The sequence below is a fragment of the Promicromonospora sp. Marseille-Q5078 genome (assembly GCF_050315395.1).
Taxonomy (GTDB): domain Bacteria; phylum Actinomycetota; class Actinomycetes; order Actinomycetales; family Cellulomonadaceae; genus Isoptericola.
Window position 1 is genome coordinate 1989904 of record NZ_JBNPQG010000001.1, and the last position, 19094, is coordinate 2008997.

Annotated in this window: 18 protein-coding genes; 7 read left to right on the forward strand and 11 right to left on the reverse strand. The window is 73.3% G+C overall.

Translation table 11 applies throughout. The features are described 5' to 3' along the window. Window positions 1-13: 13 nt before the first annotated feature. The 6 genes from ACQFYA_RS09190 to ACQFYA_RS09215 all read right to left on the reverse strand — a co-directional run bounded on the left by ACQFYA_RS09190 (window position 14) and on the right by ACQFYA_RS09215 (window position 8997). Window positions 14-1738 carry an ABC transporter family substrate-binding protein gene (locus tag ACQFYA_RS09190; protein ID WP_499123286.1) on the reverse strand — a complete coding sequence of 575 codons (1725 nt, stop codon included), beginning with the start codon at window positions 1736-1738 and terminating at the stop codon, window positions 14-16. Window positions 1739-1821: 83 nt separating this feature from the next. Further along, the gene (locus ACQFYA_RS09195) at window positions 1822-3876 is read right to left on the reverse strand and encodes an ABC transporter ATP-binding protein (RefSeq protein ID WP_499123288.1); all 2055 of its coding nucleotides are present in this window, start codon (window positions 3874-3876) and stop codon (window positions 1822-1824) included. Continuing rightward, window positions 3873-4790, reverse strand: a complete 918-nt coding sequence (locus ACQFYA_RS09200; protein ID WP_499123291.1) for an ABC transporter permease — start codon at window positions 4788-4790, stop codon at window positions 3873-3875. The genes ACQFYA_RS09195 and ACQFYA_RS09200 overlap by 4 nt, the downstream gene beginning before the upstream one ends. 19 nt (window positions 4791-4809) lie before the next feature. Further along, the gene (locus ACQFYA_RS09205) at window positions 4810-5751 is read right to left on the reverse strand and encodes an ABC transporter permease (protein ID WP_499123293.1); all 942 of its coding nucleotides are present in this window, start codon (window positions 5749-5751) and stop codon (window positions 4810-4812) included. 239 nt (window positions 5752-5990) lie between these two features. Beyond that, entirely contained in the window at window positions 5991-8273 is a 2283-nt protein-coding gene (locus ACQFYA_RS09210) for a RecQ family ATP-dependent DNA helicase (protein WP_499127487.1), read from the reverse strand. Window positions 8274-8574: 301 nt separating this feature from the next. Next, on the reverse strand, window positions 8575-8997 hold the full coding sequence (locus tag ACQFYA_RS09215; RefSeq protein ID WP_499123296.1) for a hypothetical protein: 423 nt from the start codon (window positions 8995-8997) through the stop codon (window positions 8575-8577). Window positions 8998-9090: 93 nt separating this feature from the next. Between ACQFYA_RS09215 and ACQFYA_RS09220 the strand changes: the two genes are divergently transcribed. After that, window positions 9091-9609: a Rieske (2Fe-2S) protein gene (locus ACQFYA_RS09220; protein WP_499123298.1), complete on the forward strand. Its 519-nt coding sequence runs from the start codon at window positions 9091-9093 to the stop codon at window positions 9607-9609. 3 nt (window positions 9610-9612) lie between these two features. Here the strand turns inward: ACQFYA_RS09220 and adhP are convergent, their stop codons facing one another. Further along, window positions 9613-10644 carry an alcohol dehydrogenase AdhP gene (adhP, locus tag ACQFYA_RS09225; protein WP_499123300.1) on the reverse strand — a complete coding sequence of 344 codons (1032 nt, stop codon included), beginning with the start codon at window positions 10642-10644 and terminating at the stop codon, window positions 9613-9615. Window positions 10645-10925: 281 nt separating this feature from the next. Between adhP and ACQFYA_RS09230 the strand changes: the two genes are divergently transcribed. The 6 genes from ACQFYA_RS09230 to ACQFYA_RS09255 all read left to right on the forward strand — a co-directional run bounded on the left by ACQFYA_RS09230 (window position 10926) and on the right by ACQFYA_RS09255 (window position 15702). After that, window positions 10926-12146, forward strand: coding sequence for a histidinol-phosphate transaminase (locus ACQFYA_RS09230; protein ID WP_499123303.1), 1221 nt, complete (start codon window positions 10926-10928; stop codon window positions 12144-12146). Beyond that, window positions 12146-12748 (forward strand): imidazoleglycerol-phosphate dehydratase HisB, encoded by a 603-nt coding sequence (gene hisB / locus ACQFYA_RS09235; RefSeq protein ID WP_499123305.1) that lies wholly within the window; start codon window positions 12146-12148, stop codon window positions 12746-12748. Before ACQFYA_RS09230 ends, hisB begins: the two co-directional genes overlap by 1 nt. A gap of 4 nt (window positions 12749-12752) precedes the next feature. Continuing rightward, window positions 12753-13289, forward strand: a complete 537-nt coding sequence (locus ACQFYA_RS09240; RefSeq protein WP_499123307.1) for a hypothetical protein — start codon at window positions 12753-12755, stop codon at window positions 13287-13289. An 8-nt stretch (window positions 13290-13297) separates the two neighbouring features. Further along, window positions 13298-14089 carry an imidazole glycerol phosphate synthase subunit HisH gene (gene hisH / locus ACQFYA_RS09245; protein WP_499123309.1) on the forward strand — a complete coding sequence of 264 codons (792 nt, stop codon included), beginning with the start codon at window positions 13298-13300 and terminating at the stop codon, window positions 14087-14089. A 69-nt stretch (window positions 14090-14158) separates the two neighbouring features. Beyond that, the gene (priA, locus tag ACQFYA_RS09250) at window positions 14159-14890 is read left to right on the forward strand and encodes a bifunctional 1-(5-phosphoribosyl)-5-((5-phosphoribosylamino)methylideneamino)imidazole-4-carboxamide isomerase/phosphoribosylanthranilate isomerase PriA (RefSeq protein WP_499123311.1); all 732 of its coding nucleotides are present in this window, start codon (window positions 14159-14161) and stop codon (window positions 14888-14890) included. A gap of 56 nt (window positions 14891-14946) precedes the next feature. Next, a complete protein-coding gene (locus ACQFYA_RS09255; RefSeq protein ID WP_499127488.1) occupies window positions 14947-15702 on the forward strand; it encodes an SseB family protein in 756 nt (251 codons plus the stop codon). 19 nt (window positions 15703-15721) lie between these two features. Here the strand turns inward: ACQFYA_RS09255 and ACQFYA_RS09260 are convergent, their stop codons facing one another. From ACQFYA_RS09260 to ACQFYA_RS09275, 4 genes are all read right to left on the reverse strand, one after another. Further along, window positions 15722-16549 carry a S1C family serine protease gene (locus tag ACQFYA_RS09260; RefSeq protein WP_499123313.1) on the reverse strand — a complete coding sequence of 276 codons (828 nt, stop codon included), beginning with the start codon at window positions 16547-16549 and terminating at the stop codon, window positions 15722-15724. After that, window positions 16546-17133: a hypothetical protein gene (locus tag ACQFYA_RS09265; protein WP_499123316.1), complete on the reverse strand. Its 588-nt coding sequence runs from the start codon at window positions 17131-17133 to the stop codon at window positions 16546-16548. Before ACQFYA_RS09265 ends, ACQFYA_RS09260 begins: the two co-directional genes overlap by 4 nt. A 1-nt stretch (window position 17134) precedes the next feature. Then, window positions 17135-17539 carry a DUF1844 domain-containing protein gene (locus ACQFYA_RS09270; protein ID WP_499123318.1) on the reverse strand — a complete coding sequence of 135 codons (405 nt, stop codon included), beginning with the start codon at window positions 17537-17539 and terminating at the stop codon, window positions 17135-17137. An 80-nt stretch (window positions 17540-17619) separates the two neighbouring features. Further along, window positions 17620-19080: a catalase gene (locus ACQFYA_RS09275; protein WP_499123320.1), complete on the reverse strand. Its 1461-nt coding sequence runs from the start codon at window positions 19078-19080 to the stop codon at window positions 17620-17622. Window positions 19081-19094: the final 14 nt, after the last annotated feature.

Sequence of the window (19094 nt, forward strand, 5' to 3'; positions counted from 1 at the left end):
CACGACGCCCGGGTCACTCCGCGGCCGCGGTGTCCTTCTCCCAGCCCACGTTCTCCACCGGCTGCAGGCCGAAGAGGTCGAGGCCGGTGTAGGTCTCCGGCGTGAGGTTGGCGAGGCCGTCCTTGGCCATGGAGATCCACGGGCCGTTGTACAGCGGCAGGATGCCCCAGGTCTCGCCGATGATCTCGGACTCGAGCTTCATGCCGGCCGCGGTCTGCTCCTCGGCCGTGGGCAGCGACGACACCTGGTCGGCGATCTTCTTGTCGATCGCCTTGGTGCCCGTCGCGGACAGGTTCAGGCCGCTGTCCGAGCAGTACAGCTGGCACATGTACGCCACGCCGTACGGGTCGCTCGACGAGAAACCGAGGATGACGAGGTCCCAGTCCTTCGTGGAGAGCACGGTCGAGAAGTCGCTCGCGGGGCGCTTGTCGATCTCGAGGGAGAACCCGATCTCGGCCAGCTGCTGCTGCAGCACCTTGGCGCGGGCCTCGGTGATCGGCTCGTCGCCGAAGATGGGCATCCGGCCCTCGAGCTTCTTGCCGTCCTTCTCGCGGACGTCGCCGTTCAGCGTCCAGCCGGCCTCGTCGAGGGTCTTGTTGGCGGCGTCGACGTCGAACTTGTAGCCGGCCTCGGCCAGCGCGTCGACGTAGCCCTCCTGGAACGGGAACAGGTTCAGCGAGCCGGCGTCGGGCTCGGTGTAGTTGAGGCCGTTCCAGACGACCTCCTTGATCTGGTCGCGGTTGACGGCCTTGAAGATGGCCTCGCGGACCTTGAGGTCCTTGAACTGCGGGTACTCCGCGTTGAGCTCGAGGAGGTTCGTCGACGTGCGCTGGGCGCGGTAGGTCGTGACGCCCTCGACGTCGGCGAGCTGCTCCAGGTTGTCGGCCGTGAGGCCGTCGACGTAGTCGATCTCGCCATTCTGGAACGCGTTGACCGCGGCGGTCGGCTCGAGGACGCGGAACGTCACCTTGTCGAGCATCGGGGCGTCGCCCCACCACTTCTCGTTCGGCACGAACGAGACGACGCCGCCGTTGAGGTCGAAGTCGTCGATCTTGTACGGGCCGGCGCCCCAGTCGGCGTGCGCGTCCTCGATGTAGCCCTCGTTGAACACCTTGGCGGAGTCGACCGCAGGGTTCATGATGTGCCAGAAGAGGCCGTCGGTCCACGGGAACTCGGACTTGAACGTGACGACCGCCTGGCGCTCGTCCTCGCCCTGCTTCACCGACTCGATCTGCGAGTAGCCGTCCGTCGAGCTCGGGACGTAGCCCTCCTCGGTCGACCGGTTGGCCTTCCAGAGCTGCTCGTACGACTTCCAGGTGATGGGGCTGCCGTCGTTCCAGACCGCCTCCGGGTTGATCGTGTAGGTGACGACGGTCTTGCCGTCCACGACCTCGGTGGTCCAGTCGGAGAGGTAGGCGGGGTTGGCGGTGGCCTCACCCTCCGGGGACATCAGGATCGGCTGCGGGTTGTACCACTCCCAGATGCGGGCGGTGTCGACCGAGCCGTCGGAGTGGTTGGGGTTCATCTGCGGGGTGATCTCCGTGAGGTTGAAGGTCACCTCGCCACCCTGCTCGAGGTTCTCCCGGGGCTGCGGGTTGTAGTCCGCGCCCTGGATGGTCTGTGCCTCGGCGGACGGCGTGTCGCCCCCCTCCCCGCTGCTGCCGCTGCACGCGGCCAGGGTCAGGGCGAGCGCGCCGGCCAGGGCGACGCTGCCTGCCAGTCGGTTCTGCAGCCTCATGGTTGCTCCTTTCGCGCCTCGTGGGCGCTGACTTGATGCTGACTTCTCGGTAGGGGTGAAGAGCGGACGGCTGGGCCCGGGCCTCAGCGGTGGTGGCAGGCGTTCACGTGGATGCCGGTGCGACCGCCGAGGGACGGGACCTTCGTCTCGCAGGCGATCCGCTTGCCCTCGTCGAGGGTCTGGTAGAGCGGGCACCGGGAGACGAAGGCGCAGCCCACGATCGTGTCCGTCGGGCTCGGGAGGTCGCCGGTGAGCACGATGTGCTCCCGGGTGCGCTCCTTGACCGGGTCGGGGACGGGGATCGCGGACAGCAGCGCGCGGGTGTACGGGTGCTGCGGGTCGTCGAACACCGCGTCGACGTCGCCGTGCTCGACGAAGCTGCCGAGGTACATGACGGCCACGCGGTCGGCGATGTGCCGCACCACCGACAGGTCGTGCGCGACGAAGAGGTACGACAGCCCCAGACGCACCTTGAGCTCGTCGAGCAGGTTGATGACGCCCGCCTGGACCGACACGTCGAGCGCCGACACGGGCTCGTCCAGCACCACGAGCCGCGGGTTGGTGGCCAGGGCGCGCGCGATGCCGATGCGCTGCCGCTGGCCGCCGGAGAAGGCCGCGGGGAAACGGTCGCTGTGGGCGGGGTCGAGCCCGACGAGGTCCATCAGCTCGTCGACCCGCGGGCCGACCTCGGCGTGCGGCGTGCGCGCGGTGCGCAGGGGCTCGGCGATGACGTCGAAGACGGTCATGCGCGGGTCGAGCGAGCCGACCGGGTCCTGGAAGACGATCTGGACGTCGCGGCGCAGCTCCCGCTCGGCGCGGCCGCCGGTGATGTCGGCGACGCTGGTGCCCGAGATCCGGATGTCGCCGTTCGCCTGCGGGGCGAAGTCCATGATCTGCAGGAGGGTCGTCGTCTTGCCCGACCCCGACTCGCCGACGATCGCCATCGTCTCGCCCTCGCGGACGTCGAAGCTCACGCCCTTGACGGCGTGCACCTCGCCGATCTTGCGCTTGCGGAACGCGCCCTTGGTGAGGGGGAACGACTTCGAGAGGTTCTCGACCTCGAGCGTGGGCCGGCGCTGGTCGCGCGGGACCGCCTCGAGCGTCGAGGTGGGGATCTCCGGGACCGGGTAGACGGGCCGCCCGTCGATGCGGCCCGCGCGGATCTCCTCCGCGCGGATGCACGCGGCGCGGTGGTCGGCGTGCCCGCCCACGGTGACGAGCTCGGGCTCGGCGGCCCGGCAGGCGTCGGTGACGATCGGGCACCGGGCCGCGAACGGGCAGGCGTCCGGCAGGTCGACCAGCAGGGGCGGGCTGCCCTTGATCGGGACCAGCGGCTGCTTCTCGGCCTTGTCCACGCGGGGGATCGCGCCGAGCAGGCCGATCGAGTACGGCATGCGCGTGTCCGCGAACAGCGTCTCGACCGGCGCCTGCTCGATCGGCCGGCCCGCGTACATCACGACGACGTCGTCGGCGATGTTCGCGACGACCCCCATGTCGTGGGTGATCATCATGACCGCGGCGCCGGTCTCGCGCTGGGCGGTCTTGATGAGGTCGAGGATCTGCGCCTGGATCGTGACGTCGAGGGCCGTGGTCGGCTCGTCGGCGATGATGAGCTTCGGGTTGTTCGCCATCGCGATCGCGATGACCACGCGCTGGCGCATGCCGCCCGAGAACTCGTGCGGGAACGACTTCACGCGCTCCTGGGGCCGGGGGATCCCGACCAGCGTGAGCAGCTCGACGGCGCGGTCCCACGCGGCCCGGCGCGACATCCGCGGGTTGTGGACGGTGAGCGCCTCGACGATCTGGTCGCCCACGGTGAACACGGGCGTCAGCGACGTGAGCGGGTCCTGGAAGATCATCGCGATGCCGTTGCCGCGGATCTTGGACATCGCCGCGTCGCTCTTGCCGAGCAGCTCCTCGCCCTCGAACGTCACGGAGCCGCCCACGCGGGCGTTCTCGTCGAGCAGGCCCATGACGGCGAGCGAGGTGACCGACTTGCCGGAGCCGGACTCGCCGACGATGCCGAGGGTGCGCCCCGGCTCCAGGTCGAACGAGACGCCGCGGACGGCGTCGACCCGGCCCGCCTCGGACGGGAAGCTGACGGTGAGGTCGCGGACGGAGAGAACGGGGGTGGTCATGCGCGGCCTCCCGCTGCGGAGGTGGGATCGAGGGCGTCGCGCAGGCCGTCGGCCACGAGCGCCATGGAGACGGTCAGCAGGGTCAGCGCGGCGGCGGGGAAGTAGAACATCCACGGCGCGCTGGAGATGCTCGAGGCACCGATGCCGATGAGGGACCCGAGCGAGACGTCGGGCAGCTTGACGCCGAAGCCGAGGAACGACAGGCCCGTCTCGGCCATGACGGCGCCGACGACGCCCAGCGTGAAGTTGATGACGAGCAGCGACCCGATGTTGGGGATCAGGTGGCGGAGCACGATCCGGATGCCGGGGACGCCCATGTAGCGCGCGGCGTGGACGAACTCCCGCTCGCGCAGCGACAGGGAGAGCGTCCAGATCGTGCGGGCCTGGAAGAACCAGCTGACGAGGATGAGGACGAGGGCGATGACCTTCCAGTCGCCGCCGGAGTCGTTGGACATCATCGCGAGCAGCAGGAACGTGGGCGCCACCATCAGGAAGTGGATGATGAACAGCGAGACCCGTTCGATGCGGCCGCCGAAGTACGCGGCCGCGGTGCCGATGACCGCGGAGAGGATCGTCGTCCCCGTGGCGACGATGACCGCGATGAGCAGCGAGCGCTGCAGCCCCACCACGACCATGGCGTAGAGGTCGTTGCCCGCGTTGTTGGTGCCGAACCAGTGCTCGGGGCTCGGCGGGTCGGACAGCGCGAGGAAGTCGAGCTCCACGTGGTCGTACTTCTCGAACAGGGAGCCGAACAGGGCGAACAGCACCAGCAGCACGAAGATGACCACGCCACCGACGGCGGGACGGTTACGGGCGAACCGGCGGCTGTACAGCCGCCACTTCGAGAGCCGCTTGCGCTCGCCGGGCGCCGCGACGGGGGGAACGGGCTCGGCCTCGGCGAGAGGGTCGACCATGGAGGGATCGTTGGCCATGTCAGCTCACCCGCACTCGGGGGTCGAGGACGACGACCGCGACGTCCGCGAGGATCGCGCCGATCGCGGTCATGACCGCGCCGAACGCCGCGACCGCGACCACGCCGTTGATGTCGTTCTTGGAGATCGTCTCGATGAAGTACTGCCCCATGCCCTTCCAGGCGAAGATCGACTCGGTCAGCACGGCGCCGGTGAAGATGCCGGGGATCGAGAAGGCGACCTGGGTGGTGACGGGGATGAGGGACGTGCGCAGCGCGTGCTTGCGGATCGCCTGCTGCTTGGTCAGGCCCTTGGCCCGCGCCATGCGCACGTAGTCGGACTTGATGTTGTCGAGCAGCAGGGAGCGCTGCAGGAAGTGGTACTGCGCGTAGCCGACGATGACCAGCGCGAGCGTGGGCAGCGTCAGGTGCTGGATCGTGTCGATCAGGGTGGGGAAGAACCCGCTCACCCCGGGACTCGACGACCCGGTGACGTAGAAGACCGTGGTGCCGACGGCGCCGTTGAAGGCGATCGCGAGCAGCACCAGCCCGAGCGCGGCCACGACGATCGGGATGTTCATCGTGATGATCGAGGTGCCCTGGGCCACGCGGTCGCCCACGCGGTACTGCCGCGACGCGCTGTAGACGCCCAGCGCGATGCCGATCAGCGTCAGGAGGATCGTCGCGCCGAGCATGAGCTCCGCCGAGACCCACATGCGGTAGGAGACCTGCTCGTTGACCGACTGCCCGGTGGGGCTCACCCCCCAGTCCCAGTGGAAGAGGATCCCGCTGAACCAGGTCCACCATCGCTCGAGGAGCGGGGTGCCCTCGTCGAGGTTGCGGGGCTCGAGCAGGTTCACGATCTGCTGCTCGCTCAACGGGGGGCGTCGGCCGACGTAGTTGCTGCGCGGGTCGAGGTAGGCCCAGGCGAGGAAGTACGTCAGGTTCGTGACAGCCACGACCATGAGCAACCAGCCAGCGGTGCGGCGGAGCAGATATCGGGACAAGGGTGTGGGGGCTTTCTGGAGAACGAGTGCGGTCCGGCGAGGCTATAGCCCGCCGGACGTGGCGCTCGCCACATCTTGCTCCCGGGCGACGATCGTTACCTATTCGTGCTCGGGGCGAACAATCCCTGCAACACCCGGTTCACAGACGGCGCACCCGGTGCTGCTCACCCCGTCAGTTCACCGGTCAGCGCGCTCCGTCAGCGCACCCCCAGGACGAAGGGATGGACGGCGGCGGCCCCGGCCTGGCGCAGCAGGCGGGCGGCGACGGTGAGCGTCCAGCCCGACTCGGTCCAGTCGTCCACCAGCAGCACCGTGCGTCCGGGCAGCCCTCGCGCGGCGGCGTCGTTCAGCTCGAGCCGCAGCCGTCGGGCCACGCCGGCGAGCCGCATCGCCGAGTTCACGTCGTGGCGCGCCGGCTCCTCCGCGCCGGCGGCCGGCCCGACCGCGCCGATGAGGGGCACGCCGAGGTAGGCGGCGAGGCCCGAGGCCAGGTGGTAGGTCAGCTGCGGGCGGGAGGCCGACCGCACCGCCACGACCCCCTCGACCAGCGTGCGCCGCGCACCCGCCGCGCCCTGGTCCGCGCCGGTGCCGTCCCCGGTGCCGTCCCCGGCGCCGTCCCCGGCGTCGTCGGCGGCCGCACGGATCGCGTCCCAGTCGTCGAGGACGCGCGCGGCGGCGTGCCGCAGGGGCACGGGCACCTCGCCGTCGGGGGCGCCGGGGGCGAACAGGTCGCGCAGCGGCCCGGACCAGCCCAGGCCGTCGAGCCGCGCGACGGCGCGGCCCGTCTCCGCCCGCTCGTCGGGCGCGATCTTGCCCTTGAGGTCGAGCCCCAGCGCGGCGAGCCCGGACGGCCACATCGCGCGGGCGCCGACCTCGACGCCCGGCCGGTCCATGTCGGCGCGCGCCGCCGCGACGGCCTCGGCGTCCGGGACGGCGGGCAGCGAGACGCCGCCGCAGCGGTCGCAGCGCCCGCAGGTCCAGCCGGTGGGCAGCTCCGGGTCGTCGAGCTGGGAGCGCAGGTAGGCCATCCGGCACCCGGTCGTCGCCACGTAGTCGACCATCGCCTGCTGCTCCGCCGCCCGGGTCTCCTCGACGCGGGCGTACCGCTCGGCGTCGTAGGCCCACGGCGTCCCCGTGGCGACCCAGCCCCCCTGGACGCGGCGCACCGCGCCGTCGACGTCGAGCACCTTGAGCATCGTCTCCAGGCGCGAGCGCTTGAGGTCCACCTGGGTCTCCAGCGCGGCCGTGGACCGCGCGCCGTCGGCCGCCGACAGTGCGTCGAGGGTGGTGCGGACCTGCGGCTCGGCCGGGAACGCCTGGGACCCGAACCAGTCCCAGATCGCCCGGTCCTCGTGCCCGGGCAGCAGCACCACGACGGCGTCGTCGACGCCGCGGCCCGCGCGGCCCACCTGCTGGTAGTAGGCGATGGGCGACGAGGGCGCGCCGAGGTGCACGACGAACCCGAGGTCGGGCTTGTCGAAGCCCATGCCGAGCGCCGACGTGGCGACGAGCGCCTTGACCCGGTTCTCCTTGAGGTCCTCCTCGAGCTGCTCGCGCTGCGTCGGGTCGGTGCGGCCGGTGTAGGCGGCGACCGCCAGCCCCGCGCCCCGCAGCTGTTCCGCGACCTGCTCGGCGGCGGAGACCGTCAGGCAGTACACGATCCCGGACCCCTCGACGTCCTGGAGGGCCTCGACGAGCCAGGCGACGCGGGTGGGCTGGTCGGGCAGCTCGAGCACGGCCAGGTGCAGCGACTCGCGGTCGAGCCCGCCGCGCAGCACGAGCACCTCGTCGGTCCGGCCCTCCGCGGACGCGGGGTCGGCGGTCTGCTCGCCGTGCACGCCCAGCTGCTCGGCGACGTCGGCCGTCACGCGCGTGTTGGCCGTGGCTGTCGTGGCGAGCACGGGGATGCCCGGCGGCAGGTCGGTCAGCAGGGTGCGGATGCGGCGGTAGTCCGGGCGGAAGTCGTGCCCCCAGTCGGAGATGCAGTGCGCCTCGTCGATCACCACGAGGCCCGCGTCCGCCGCGAGCCGGGGGAGCACCTCGTCGCGGAAGGCCGGGTTGTTGAGCCGCTCGGGGGAGCACAGCAGCACGTCCACCTCGCCCGCGGCGATCGCCGCGTGCACCTGGTCCCACTCGGTGACGTTCGAGGAGTTGATCGTCACCGCCCGGATCCCCGCCCGCGCGGCAGCCGCGATCTGGTCCCGCATGAGCGCCAGGAGCGGCGAGACGATGACCGTCGGGCCCGCGCCGCGGGAGCGCAGGAGGGCCGTCGCGACGAAGTAGACGGCGGACTTGCCCCACCCGGTGCGCTGCACCACGAGCGCCCTCCGGCGGAACGCGACCAGCGCCTCGATGGCACGCCACTGGTCCTCGCGCAGCGTCGCGTCCTCGCGCCCGACGAGGGCACGCAGCGACTCCTCGGCCTGCTCCCGCAGCGTGCCGCCGCCCTCGCCGGCGCTGTCGAGCAGGCCGCGCAGCATCGCGAGCTTCGCGCGCTTGGCAGCGTCCGTCCCCGTCCCCGTCCCCGCGGCCGCCGACGCCTGCTCGGGCCGCGGTGTCGCGGCCGGTGCCGTGCCCGGCGCCGCGGCGGCGTCCGGCCGGGGCTCCGGGTCGGGCTCGGGCGCCAGGTCGTCCGGCGGCGGGGCGTCCTCGTCCGTCGGGTCGAAGACGAGGTCGGCGTACGGGTCGTCGGGGTGGCTCACGCTCTCGATCGTAGGGGGCGCCGCCGACGCCGCCGGCGTCCCTCCACAGGCCAGGCGCCGGCCCGGCCGGGACGGGCCGTCAGCGCACGTACTCGCGCAGGAGCGCGAAGGCCGACGCGACCACCACCAGCACGTCGGACGCGGCGGCGACGATCTCGTTGGTCCCCGCGAACGTCTCGTTGACGCCGTAGAACCCGACCGTCGTGGACAGCACGAACGCGAGCAGCGTCAGGCCGCCGAACCCGATGCCGCCGATCAGCGGCAGCCAGTGTCGCCACAGCAGCAGGAGCACGGCGAGGACGAGGCCGGCCACGGCGTTGAGGAGGAAGAGCGGGCCGACGACGGCGATCGTGTCGTACCCGTCGAGGTACAGCAGGACGTGGACCACCGCAGAGACGAGCGCGGCGACGGCGGCGACCAGGCGCCACCCACGCGCGACCGGCGGCCGGGCCGAGGACGTGACCTGCGGCTTGGGTGGCACGGCGCCCTGCGACGAGTCCATGATGTTGATGCTCCCACTCCTCGGGCGCGCCGTCATCGGATCGGCACGACACGCCCGAGGTGCCGTCCGTCCGCCCGACCCCCGGAGACCACCGTGAGCAGCATCCCGAGCCCGACCGTCGCGACGCCCCCGACCGCCGCGCCCCTGGAACCCGGGTGCGGGACGGGCCACGACTGCGCGTGCGGGCCCAGCCGGCGCCAGGTCCTCCGCGGGTCCGGCGCGCTGGCGGGGGTCGTCGCCGGATCCGGGGTGCTGGCCGCCTGCTCGGACCCGGCGCCCAGCCCGGAGGAGGCCGCGGAGGCCGCGAGCTCCGCCGGGGCCGGGACGGTCGTCGTGGCGCTCGCGGACGTGCCCGTGGGCGGCGCCGTCGCCGCGAAGGTGGAGGGCCAGGACGTGCTGGTCACCCAGCCGACCGAGGGGGAGGTGCACGCGTTCAGCGCGATCTGCACCCACGCCGGGTGCACCGTCGCGCCGGGCGACGGGGAGCTGCTGTGCCCGTGCCACCAGTCGCGGTACGCGCTGACGGACGCCGCGGTGCTCGGCGGCCCGGCCCCCGAGCCCCTCCCGGCGATCCAGGTCGAGGTCTCGGGGGGCGACGTCGTCCTCGCGTGACGGTCAGCTCCGCATGTCCAGCACGACGCGGCCGTCGATCCTGCCCTGCTCCATCTCCTCGAAGATCGCGTTGATGTCGCCGAGCGGTCGCACGGTGTAGGTCGGGTCGATCTTCCCGCGGGCGAAGAACTCCAGGGCCTCCGCCATGTCCTTGCGCGTCCCGACGATCGAGCCGCGCACGGTGAGGCCGAACAGGACCGTGGTGAAGATGTCCAGCGGGAACTTCTCCGGGGGCAGGCCCACGAGGGCGACCGTGCCGCCCCGGCGCAGCGCGCCCACGGCCTGGGGGAAGGCGTGCGCGTTCACCGCAGTGACGAGGGCGCCGTGCACGCCGCCGCCCGTCTGCTCCTGGATCTCGGCGGCGGCGTCGGCGGACGTCGCCGCGTTGACCGTCACCTCGGCGCCGTGCGTGCGCGCGAACTCCAGCTTCGCGTCGTCGACGTCGACCGCGGCCACGCGGCGGCCCATGGCGACCGCGTACTGGACGGCGATGTGACCGAGCCCGCCGATGCCGGAGACCAGCACCCACTCGCCCGGCTTCGTGTCCGTGACCTTGAGGCCCTTGTAGACGGTGACGCCGGCGCAGAGGATCGGCCCGACGGCGGCGAGGTCCACGCCCTCGGGCACGACCGGGGCGTAGCGTGCGTCGACGAGCATGTACTGGCCGAAGGAGCCGTCGACCGAGTAACCGCCGTTCTTCTGGTCCGGGCAGAGCGTCTCCCAGCCGGTCTCGCAGTACTCGCACTCGCCGCAGGCGCTCCACAGCCAGGCGTTGCCGACGGTGTCGCCCACCGCCACGCGCGTCACCTGGTCGCCGACGGCGACGACGTGGCCGACGCCCTCGTGGCCGGGGACGAAGGGCGGGGTCGGCTTGACCGGCCAGTCGCCGTGGGCGGCGTGCAGGTCGGTGTGGCACACGCCGGTGTAGTCGACCTTCACGAGGGCCTCGTGCGGGCCCGGGGCGGGGACCTCGCGGTCCTCGACGGTCAGGGGTTCGGTGAACGAGCGGACGACGGCGGCCTGCATGGTGCTCATCTGCTTCTCCCATCACGGGCCGCCGGCTGCACGGCCCACACGGCGGAACTGCTGATGTCTCGACGGTAGGCACGGCGCGGTCCGCACGCACTCCTCGGGCCTTGTGAAGATGATCACAAGGCCTGGAAAGTCGCGGCTCATGACGGGCGAAGTCCTTCACGAGGCGGGGCGCGCGCGTCCCTCCCGAGCGGACGCGGCACCGGGCCGCCGGACCGGGGAGGTCGCGGTGCCGAAGGGCGGACGACGCCGCCGGGCCCCCGGCGGTTCCGTAGACTGGCGCCGTGACCACCCCACTGTCCGCCCCCGCGCCCGCGGGCGGCCTGGACGGCGCGCGGCTGCCGCTGCGCCCCGAGCTCGCCGACGAGGCGCCCTACGGCGCCCCGCAGCTCGACGTGCCCGTCCGCCTCAACGTCAACGAGAACCCGTACGCGCCGTCGGAGGCCGTCGTCGCGACGATCGCCGCCCATGTCGCGGACGCGGCGCGCGGGCTCAACCGCTACCCGGACCGCGACTTCGCGGCGCTGCGGGGAGACCTGGCCGACTACCTGGAGCTCGAGTCCGGGGTGCGGGTCGGGCCCGAGCAGGTCTGGGCCGCGAACGGATCGAACGAGGTGATGCTGCACCTCCTGCAGGCCTTCGGCGGCCCGGGCCGCACCGCGCTCTCGTTCGCGCCGACCTACTCCATGTACCCCGAGTACGCCCGCGACACCCACACCCGGTGGGTCACCGGGCGCCGGGAGAGCGACTTCACGCTCGACGTCGACCACGCGGTCGCGACGATCGAGGAGGTCCGGCCCTCCGTGATCCTGCTGGCCAGCCCGAACAACCCGACCGGGACGGCGCTGCCGCTCGCGACGGTGGAGGCGGTCCTCGGGGCGGCGGCGCGGGTCGAGGTGCCCGACGCCCCGGTGCACCACGGGCGCCGCGCCGGCGCCGTCGTCGTGGTCGACGAGGCCTACGCCGAGTTCCGTCGCCCCGGCACCCCCTCGGCCCTCGACCTGCTCGGGGCCCACCCGCACCTGGCCGTGTCCCGCACGATGTCCAAGGCGTTCGCCGCCGCCGGCCTCCGGCTCGGCTACCTCGCGGCGTCGTCCGCGCTCGTCGACGCGCTGCGCGTCGTGCGGCTGCCCTACCACCTGTCGGCCGTCACGCAGGCGGCCGCCCGGGGCGCCCTGGCGCACCACGACGAGCTGCGTGCGCAGGTGCGTGAGCTGCGCGGCGAGCGGGACTCCCTCGTGGCGTGGTTGCGGGCGCAGAGCGTGGGCGGACGCCCCCTGCAGGTGGCGGACTCCGACGCGAACTTCGTGCTCTTCGGCACCTTCGGCGACCGGCACGCCGTCTGGCAGGGGCTGCTCGACCGCGGCGTCCTCATCCGCGAGACCGGGCCCGACGGCTGGCTGCGGGTGTCGGTGGGCACCCCTGCCGAGAACGTCGCGTTCCGCACCGCGTTCACCGAGGTCGTCAGCGGCGCAGCGGCGGCGCCGTCCGAGAAGGAGGACTGATGCAGCACCGCACCGCCCGCGTGGAGCGCACGACGAGCGAGTCGAGCGTCGTCGTCGAGCTGGACCTCGACGGCACGGGGCGCACGGAGATCTCGACGACCGTGCCGTTCTACGACCACATGCTCACGGCGCTCGGCAAGCACTCCCTGATCGACCTCACGGTGCGCGCCACCGGCGACACCCACATCGACGCGCACCACACCGTCGAGGACGTCGCCATCGTCATCGGGGAGGCGCTGCGCGAGGCGCTCGGCGACAAGCGTGGCATCGCCCGCTTCGGCGACGCCACCGTGCCGCTGGACGAGGCCCTCGCGCTCGCGGTGGTCGACGTCTCGGGCCGCCCGTACCTGGTGCACTCCGGCGAGCCGGAGGGGCAGGAGTACCACCTCATCGGCGGGCACTTCACCGGCTCCCTCACCCGCCACGTGCTCGAGTCGGTCGCCCACCACGCCGGCATCTGCCTGCACGTGCGCGTCCTCGCCGGGCGCGACCCCCACCACATCGTCGAAGCCCAGTTCAAGGCGCTGGCCCGTGCGCTGCGCGCCGCCGTCGCCCCCGACCCCCGGGTCGAGGGCGTCCCGTCCACGAAGGGTGCGCTGTAGCCGCATGTCCACCGATCCCGAACAGCACCCGGACCTGCCCGACGAGCTGCCCGAGGGTTTCGAGGTCCCGGACGACCTGTCCGGCCTCGACGGCGGTCGCAAGGACCCCGAGCTGGCGGTCCTCCTCACCCAGATCGCGGGGGCCGAGCCCCTGGCGGCGGCCTGTGCGCTGGCCGAGCTCGACGTCGACGCCGCGCCCACCCCCGTGGGCGCGCTCGCGGTCCTGCGCGACACAAGCGGCGACGCACCCGCGCACGCCGCCGCGGCGATCTCGAAGCTCGTGGCCGGCGTGCCGCTGGTCCTCGTCACGCGCTGGGGCGAGCAGCTCACGTGCGTCCGCTACGCGGACGGCGAGGTCGACGGCGAGCTGCCGCCCGGGCTGGTGCTCGGCGGGGCGCCGGAGGCGCTCGAGGACCTCGTCACGGGGCAGCTCACCGTGGCCGACCTGCCCGGCGTCGTGGCGTCCGGCAGCATCGGCCGGTTCAAGGCGATGCGGATGCTCACCGGCGCCGCGCGCAAGGCCCGCAAGAAGCAGCGGTAGGGGGACGGATGCCGGACACGCCTCGCGAGGCCGACCAGACGGGCCTCGCCGCCGCCCAGGAGGCGGCCGGCGTCCCGCCGCTGCTGCCGCACGGCGGCGCGTCGGCCGAGCTGAACCCCACGACCACGGCGGAGCGTCCGGGCGGGCGCCACCGGGTGGTCGTGCTCGACTACGGCTTCGGCAACGTCCGCTCGGCCGTGCGCGCGCTCGAGCGCGTCGGCGCCGACGTCGAGCTCACGGCGGACCTCACGCGCGCCGCCGAGGCCGACGGCCTGGTGGTGCCCGGGGTCGGTGCGTTCGCCGCCTGCATGGCCGGGCTGCGCGCCGTCCGCGGCGACCAGGTGATCGACCGGCGCCTCGCCGGGGGACGCCCGGTGCTCGGCATCTGCGTCGGCATGCAGGTCATGTTCGACGCCGGGGTGGAGCACGGCGATCGTGCCGAGGGCCTGGGGGAGTGGCCGGGCGTGGTCGAGCGCCTCGACGCGCCGGTGGTGCCGCACATGGGCTGGTCGCCCGTGGAGGTGCCCGACGGCTCCCGGCTGTTCGCCGGGGTGGAGCACGAACGGTTCTACTTCGTGCACTCGTACGCCGCGCAGGAGTTCACGCAGGGGCACGACGGCGACGCCGACCCCCGGTACACGCCGCCCCTGGTCACGTGGGCGCGGCACGGGGCCCCGGGCTCGGAGGCCCGGTTCGTCGCCGCCGTCGAGAGCGGGCCGCTGTCCGCCACGCAGTTCCACCCCGAGAAGTCCGGCGACGCGGGCGCCGTCCTGCTCGAGAACTGGGTCCGCTCGCTCTGACCGGCCCCGCCGCCTGGCCCGGCCCCCACGCACATACCGCACCGCACCGACCAGCCTGGAGAGACACCCATGACCGACCGCCTCGTGCTGCTGCCCGCCGTCGACGTCGCCGACGGCCAGGCCGTCCGCCTCGTGCAGGGGGAGGCCGGCTCCGAGACGTCCTACGGCGACCCGCTGGCCGCCGCCCGCGACTGGCAGGCCGGCGGCGCCGAGTGGATCCATCTCGTGGACCTCGACGCGGCCTTCGGGCGCGGCTCGAACGCCGAGCTGCTCGCGCAGGTCGTGGCCGCGCTGGACGTGCAGGTGGAGCTGTCGGGCGGGATCCGCGACGACGCGTCGCTCGAGCGCGCCCTCGGCACCGGCGCGCGCCGCGTCAACATCGGCACGGCCGCCCTGGAGGACCCGGAGTGGACCGCCCGCGTCATCGCGGAGCACGGCGACGCCGTCGCGGTGGGCCTCGACGTGCGCGGCACGACGCTCGCCGCGCGCGGCTGGACGAAGGAGGGCGGCGACCTCTGGGAGGTGCTCGCCCGCCTGGACGACGCCGGCTGCGCCCGGTACGTCGTCACCGACGTGACGAAGGACGGCACGCTGCGCGGCCCGAACGTCGACCTGCTGCGCGAGGTCGCGTCGCGCACGCCCGCCAAGGTGGTCGCGTCGGGCGGGATCTCCTCGCTCGCCGACCTCGAGGCGCTGCGGGCGCTGGTGCCGGCCGGCGTCGAGGGAGCCGTCGTCGGCAAGGCGCTGTACGCCGGCGCCTTCACGCTGCCCGAGGCGCTCGACGTGGCAGGCCGGCCGTGACCGGGGCCGACGACGCCGCGGCAGCCGGCGGCGAGGACCGCGCCCTGCCGGGGCACCTGCGCTCGATCCAGCCCACGTCGCAGTTCGCCGGGGACGACGGCACGGCGGACCCGGAGCTCGCCGGGCTGCTGCGCGCGCACGCCGACGGGGCGGGGAACCTGCAGGACGTGGTCCGGCGCCTCGCGGCGACCCGCGTGCTCGTCCCCGTGCTGGCCGAGCTCGCGGTGGCGGACGTGGTCGAGCACGAGGGCCCCTCGGGCACGCAGGAGCTGCACGTCGACAAGGAGGCCGCCGCCGGGGTGGTCGCCATCGAGGCGCCGGACGGCCGTCGCGCGCTGCCCGTGTTCACCTCGGTCGAGGCGATGCGCGCCTGGCGCGAGGACGCGCGCCCCGTCCCGGTCGAGGCGGCCCGCGCCGCACTGTCGGCGGTGAGCGAGGACTGGTCGCTGGTCGTCGTCGACCCCGCCGGGCCGGCCACCGCGCTCGTGCCCCGTCCCGCGGTCTGGGCGCTCGCCCAGGGCCTCGAGTGGCGGCCCGCGCTGGTCCCGTCGGGCCCGGACGGCGACGTCGTGGTCGACCCGGAGGTCGCCGCCGCCGTCGCGGACGCGGCCGCCCCGGTCCAGTACGTGGTGCGCGCGCACGCCGAGCGGGGGAGGCGGGCCGAGATCGCGGTGGTGCTGGCGCTGGACCCGGGCCTCGACCGCGCCGGCCTGGACCGCGTGCTCGGCCAGGTCAACGCCCGTCTCGGCGCCTCGACGGTGATCTCCGCGCGCGTGGACTCCCTCGAGCTGCGGGTCGGCGCGGCGCGCTGAGCCGGCAGCCGGCGGGCCGTCAGTCGGAGGGCCGCGCGGACGGCTCCTGCGACGCCCCATCGGACGTCTGATCGGACGCCTGCTCGCACGGCGGCATGGCCCGGAACCCGTCGGCGTCGTCCAGGACCCGCTCCAGGGTGGAGACGGGCACCAGCAGCGAGCGGTCGTCGGACGTCTTCGCGTACACCACGCCGATGACCCGGCCGTCGGCGTCGAGGGCCGCGGACCCCGACGAGCCGGGCTCGACCGGCGCGTCGGTGAGCAGCACCTCGCCCAGGTTCTCGTGCAGCGGGTCGGTGGTAGGGCCGATCACCTCGCCCGCAGTCACCGTGAGGCGGCCGCCCTCCGGGTAGCCGACCACGGTCACCTGGTCGCCCGACCGGGGGTCGGCGCGCGCGAGCGTGGGATGGCTCGGCAGCGCGTCGGTCGTGCGCACCAGCGCGAGGTCGGCCAGCGACGCGCTGCCCGCCGCGGAGACGGCGAGGTCACGCCCGTCGTAGGTGCTGACCTCCAGGGAGTCGGAGTCGGCCACGACGTGCCGGTTGGTGACGAGCGTGTGCTCGTCGACGGCGAAACCGGACCCGGTGGACAGCCCGTCGCAGCCGACGTTGCGGATGCGCACGGCCATGCGCTGCACGGCGTCGAAGCCGTCGGGCGACAGGCCGTCGGCGCTGCTCGGGTCGAGGGACGGCGCCGGGGTGGTCGCCACGCGGGTGGGCACGACGTCGCTCGGCACCGGACCGGGCAGCGCCGGGAGCACCCCGCAGCCGGCGAGGGACGCGACGAGGAGGAGGGCGGCCGCCGGGCGCACCGTCCGCGCGGCCCGGGGCCTGTCCGCTCGGGTCACTGCCCGAGCTCCTGCTGCAGCTGGTCGTCGGCCTTCGACGCCTGCTTGCAGAGCTTCCGGACGTCGGAGGCGAACCGGTCGAGGTCCTTCGCGTCGTACGACCCGCGGTCCTCGAGGTAGGCGATGAGCTGAGACTGCGCGTCCACGCAGTCGCCCAGTGCCGTGGTCACGACCCCCGCGGCCTCGCTCACGCGCGTCTGGTAGTCCAGGTACTGCTGCGAGGCGACGTTCTCGTCGCCGAGCTGCGCCTTCTCGTTGGCGAGGTCCGTGATGCGGGCGGTCGCGGTGGCGAGCTGCTCGCGCGCGGCGACCAGCTCGGCGTCCGTCGCCAGGAGCTCCGCGTCGAGGGTCGCGACCTGGTCCGCGTACCCCCGCGCCTCGTCCTCCCACGCGGCGCTGTGCTCCTGCCACCGCGTCGTCGTCAGCCACAGGTACACGCCGACGCCGAGGGCGCCGGCGAGCAGCACGGCCAGCACGACCACCGCCGCCCTGCGGTCGCGTCGCGGTGCGGGGGCGCCGACGCCCGTGGGCGAGGTCGCGTGCTCCGGCCGCGGGGGCGGCGTCCAGGCGGACGGCTCGGACATGTCAGACGACGGAGCCGGTGAACTTCTCGCCGGGGCCCTCGCCAGGGGCGTCCGGGACCACCGACGCCTCGCGGAACGCGAGCTGGAGCGACTTCAGGCCGTCGCGCAGGGACCGCGCGTGCTGGTTGCCGATGTCCGGGGCGCTGGCGGTGACGAGCGCCGCGAGCGCGGTGATGAGCTTGCGGGCCTCGTCGAGGTCCAGGTGCCCCTGCGCGTCGGCGTCCTCGGCCAGGCCGCACTTCACGGCGGCGGCGCTCATGAGGTGCACGGCCGACGCCGTGATGACCTCGACGGCGGCGACGTCGGCGATGTCGCGCGTCGCGGTGTCTTCGGTGGTCGACGCCGTGGTCGCCGTGGGAGGTGTCGGGGCGTCGGTGGAGGGGGCCGCGTCGGGCGTGGTGCTCATGGGTCCATCTTCGCATCGGGACGGCCGAGGCCGGGCCCCGTGCGGGACCCGGCCTCGGCGTGCGTGCGGAGGTGCGGGCGTCAGCCCGCCGCGACCTCGGAGCGCAGCTTGGCCCCGAGCTCGGCGTCCACGTTGGTCCAGTACTGGAAGAACCGCTCGCGGATGGCGTCGATCGTGATGCCCTGGCCCTGACCGGTGAGCGTCTCGAGGAAGCGCGCCTTGGCGGCGTCGTCGAAGACCTCCCGGTACAGCGTGCCGGCCTGGCCGAAGTCGTCGTCCTCGGCGTGCAGGGAGTAGGCCGAGCGGATCAGCTCGCCGTCGGTCTCCCACGCCGCCTCGACCCCGAGCGTCGGGTCGGCCGTCGGGCCGCCCTCGGAGCCGAAGGAGTTCGGCGTGTACACGCGGTGCTCCGGGCCGTTGAACTGGTACTGCATGGCGCCCTCGTGCATGTAGTTCGCGACGGGGGCGGCGTGCGGCTGGTTCACCGGGAGCTGGTTGAAGTTGGCGCCGATGCGGTGGCGGTGCGCGTCGTTGTAGGCGAACACGCGCGCCATGAGCATCTTGTCCGGCGAGATGCCGGTGCCCGGCACCTGGTTGCCCGGCGAGAACGCCGCCTGCTCGATCTCCGCGAAGAAGTTCCGCGGGTTCCGGTTCAGCGTGAACGTGCCGACCTTGATCAGCGGGTAGTCCGCGTGCGGCCAGACCTTCGTCATGTCGAACGGGTTGAACCGGTAGGTCTTCGCGTCCTCGTACGGCATGACCTGCACCTTGACGTCCCACGAGGGGTGCTCGCCGCGCTCGATGGCGTCGTAGAGGTCGCGGCGGTAGTAGTCCGCGTCCTCGCCGGCGATGCGCTCGGCGTCGGCGGCCGACAGGTGCTCCACGCCCTGGTGCGAGATGAAGTGGTACTGCACCCAGAACCGCTCGCCCTCGGCGTTGATCCACTGGTAGGTGTGCGAGCCGTACCCGTTGAGGTGGCGCCACGACTTCGACAGCCCACGGTCGCCCATGAGGTAGGTGACCTGGTGGGCCGACTCGGGGGAGTGGGTCCAGAAGTCCCACTGCATGTCGGCGTCGCGCAGGCCGGAGGCGCCGAGACGCTTCTGCGAGTGGATGAAGTCCGGGAACTTCATGGCGTCGCGCAGGAAGAACACGGGCGTGTTGTTCCCGACGATGTCGAGGTTGCCCTCGGTGGTGTAGAAGCGCAGCGAGAAGCCGCGCACGTCGCGCCACGTGTCGGGGGAGCCCTGCTCGCCCGCGACCGAGGAGAAGCGCAGGAGCGTCTCGCTCTTGGAGCCCTTCTGGAAGGCGGCCGCGCGGGTGTAGCGCGAGACGTCCTCCGTGACGACGAACTCGCCGAAGGCGCCGCCGCCCTTGGCGTGCGGGTTGCGCTCGGGCACGCGCTCGCGGTTGAAGGAGGCGAGCTTCTCGACCAGGTAGCGGTCGTGCAGGACGGTGGGTCCGTCCGCGCCCACGGTCAGCGAGTGTGCGTCGCTCGCGACCGGGGTGCCGGTCTGGGTCGTCGTGAACGGCGTCGTCATATGACGTCCTTTCT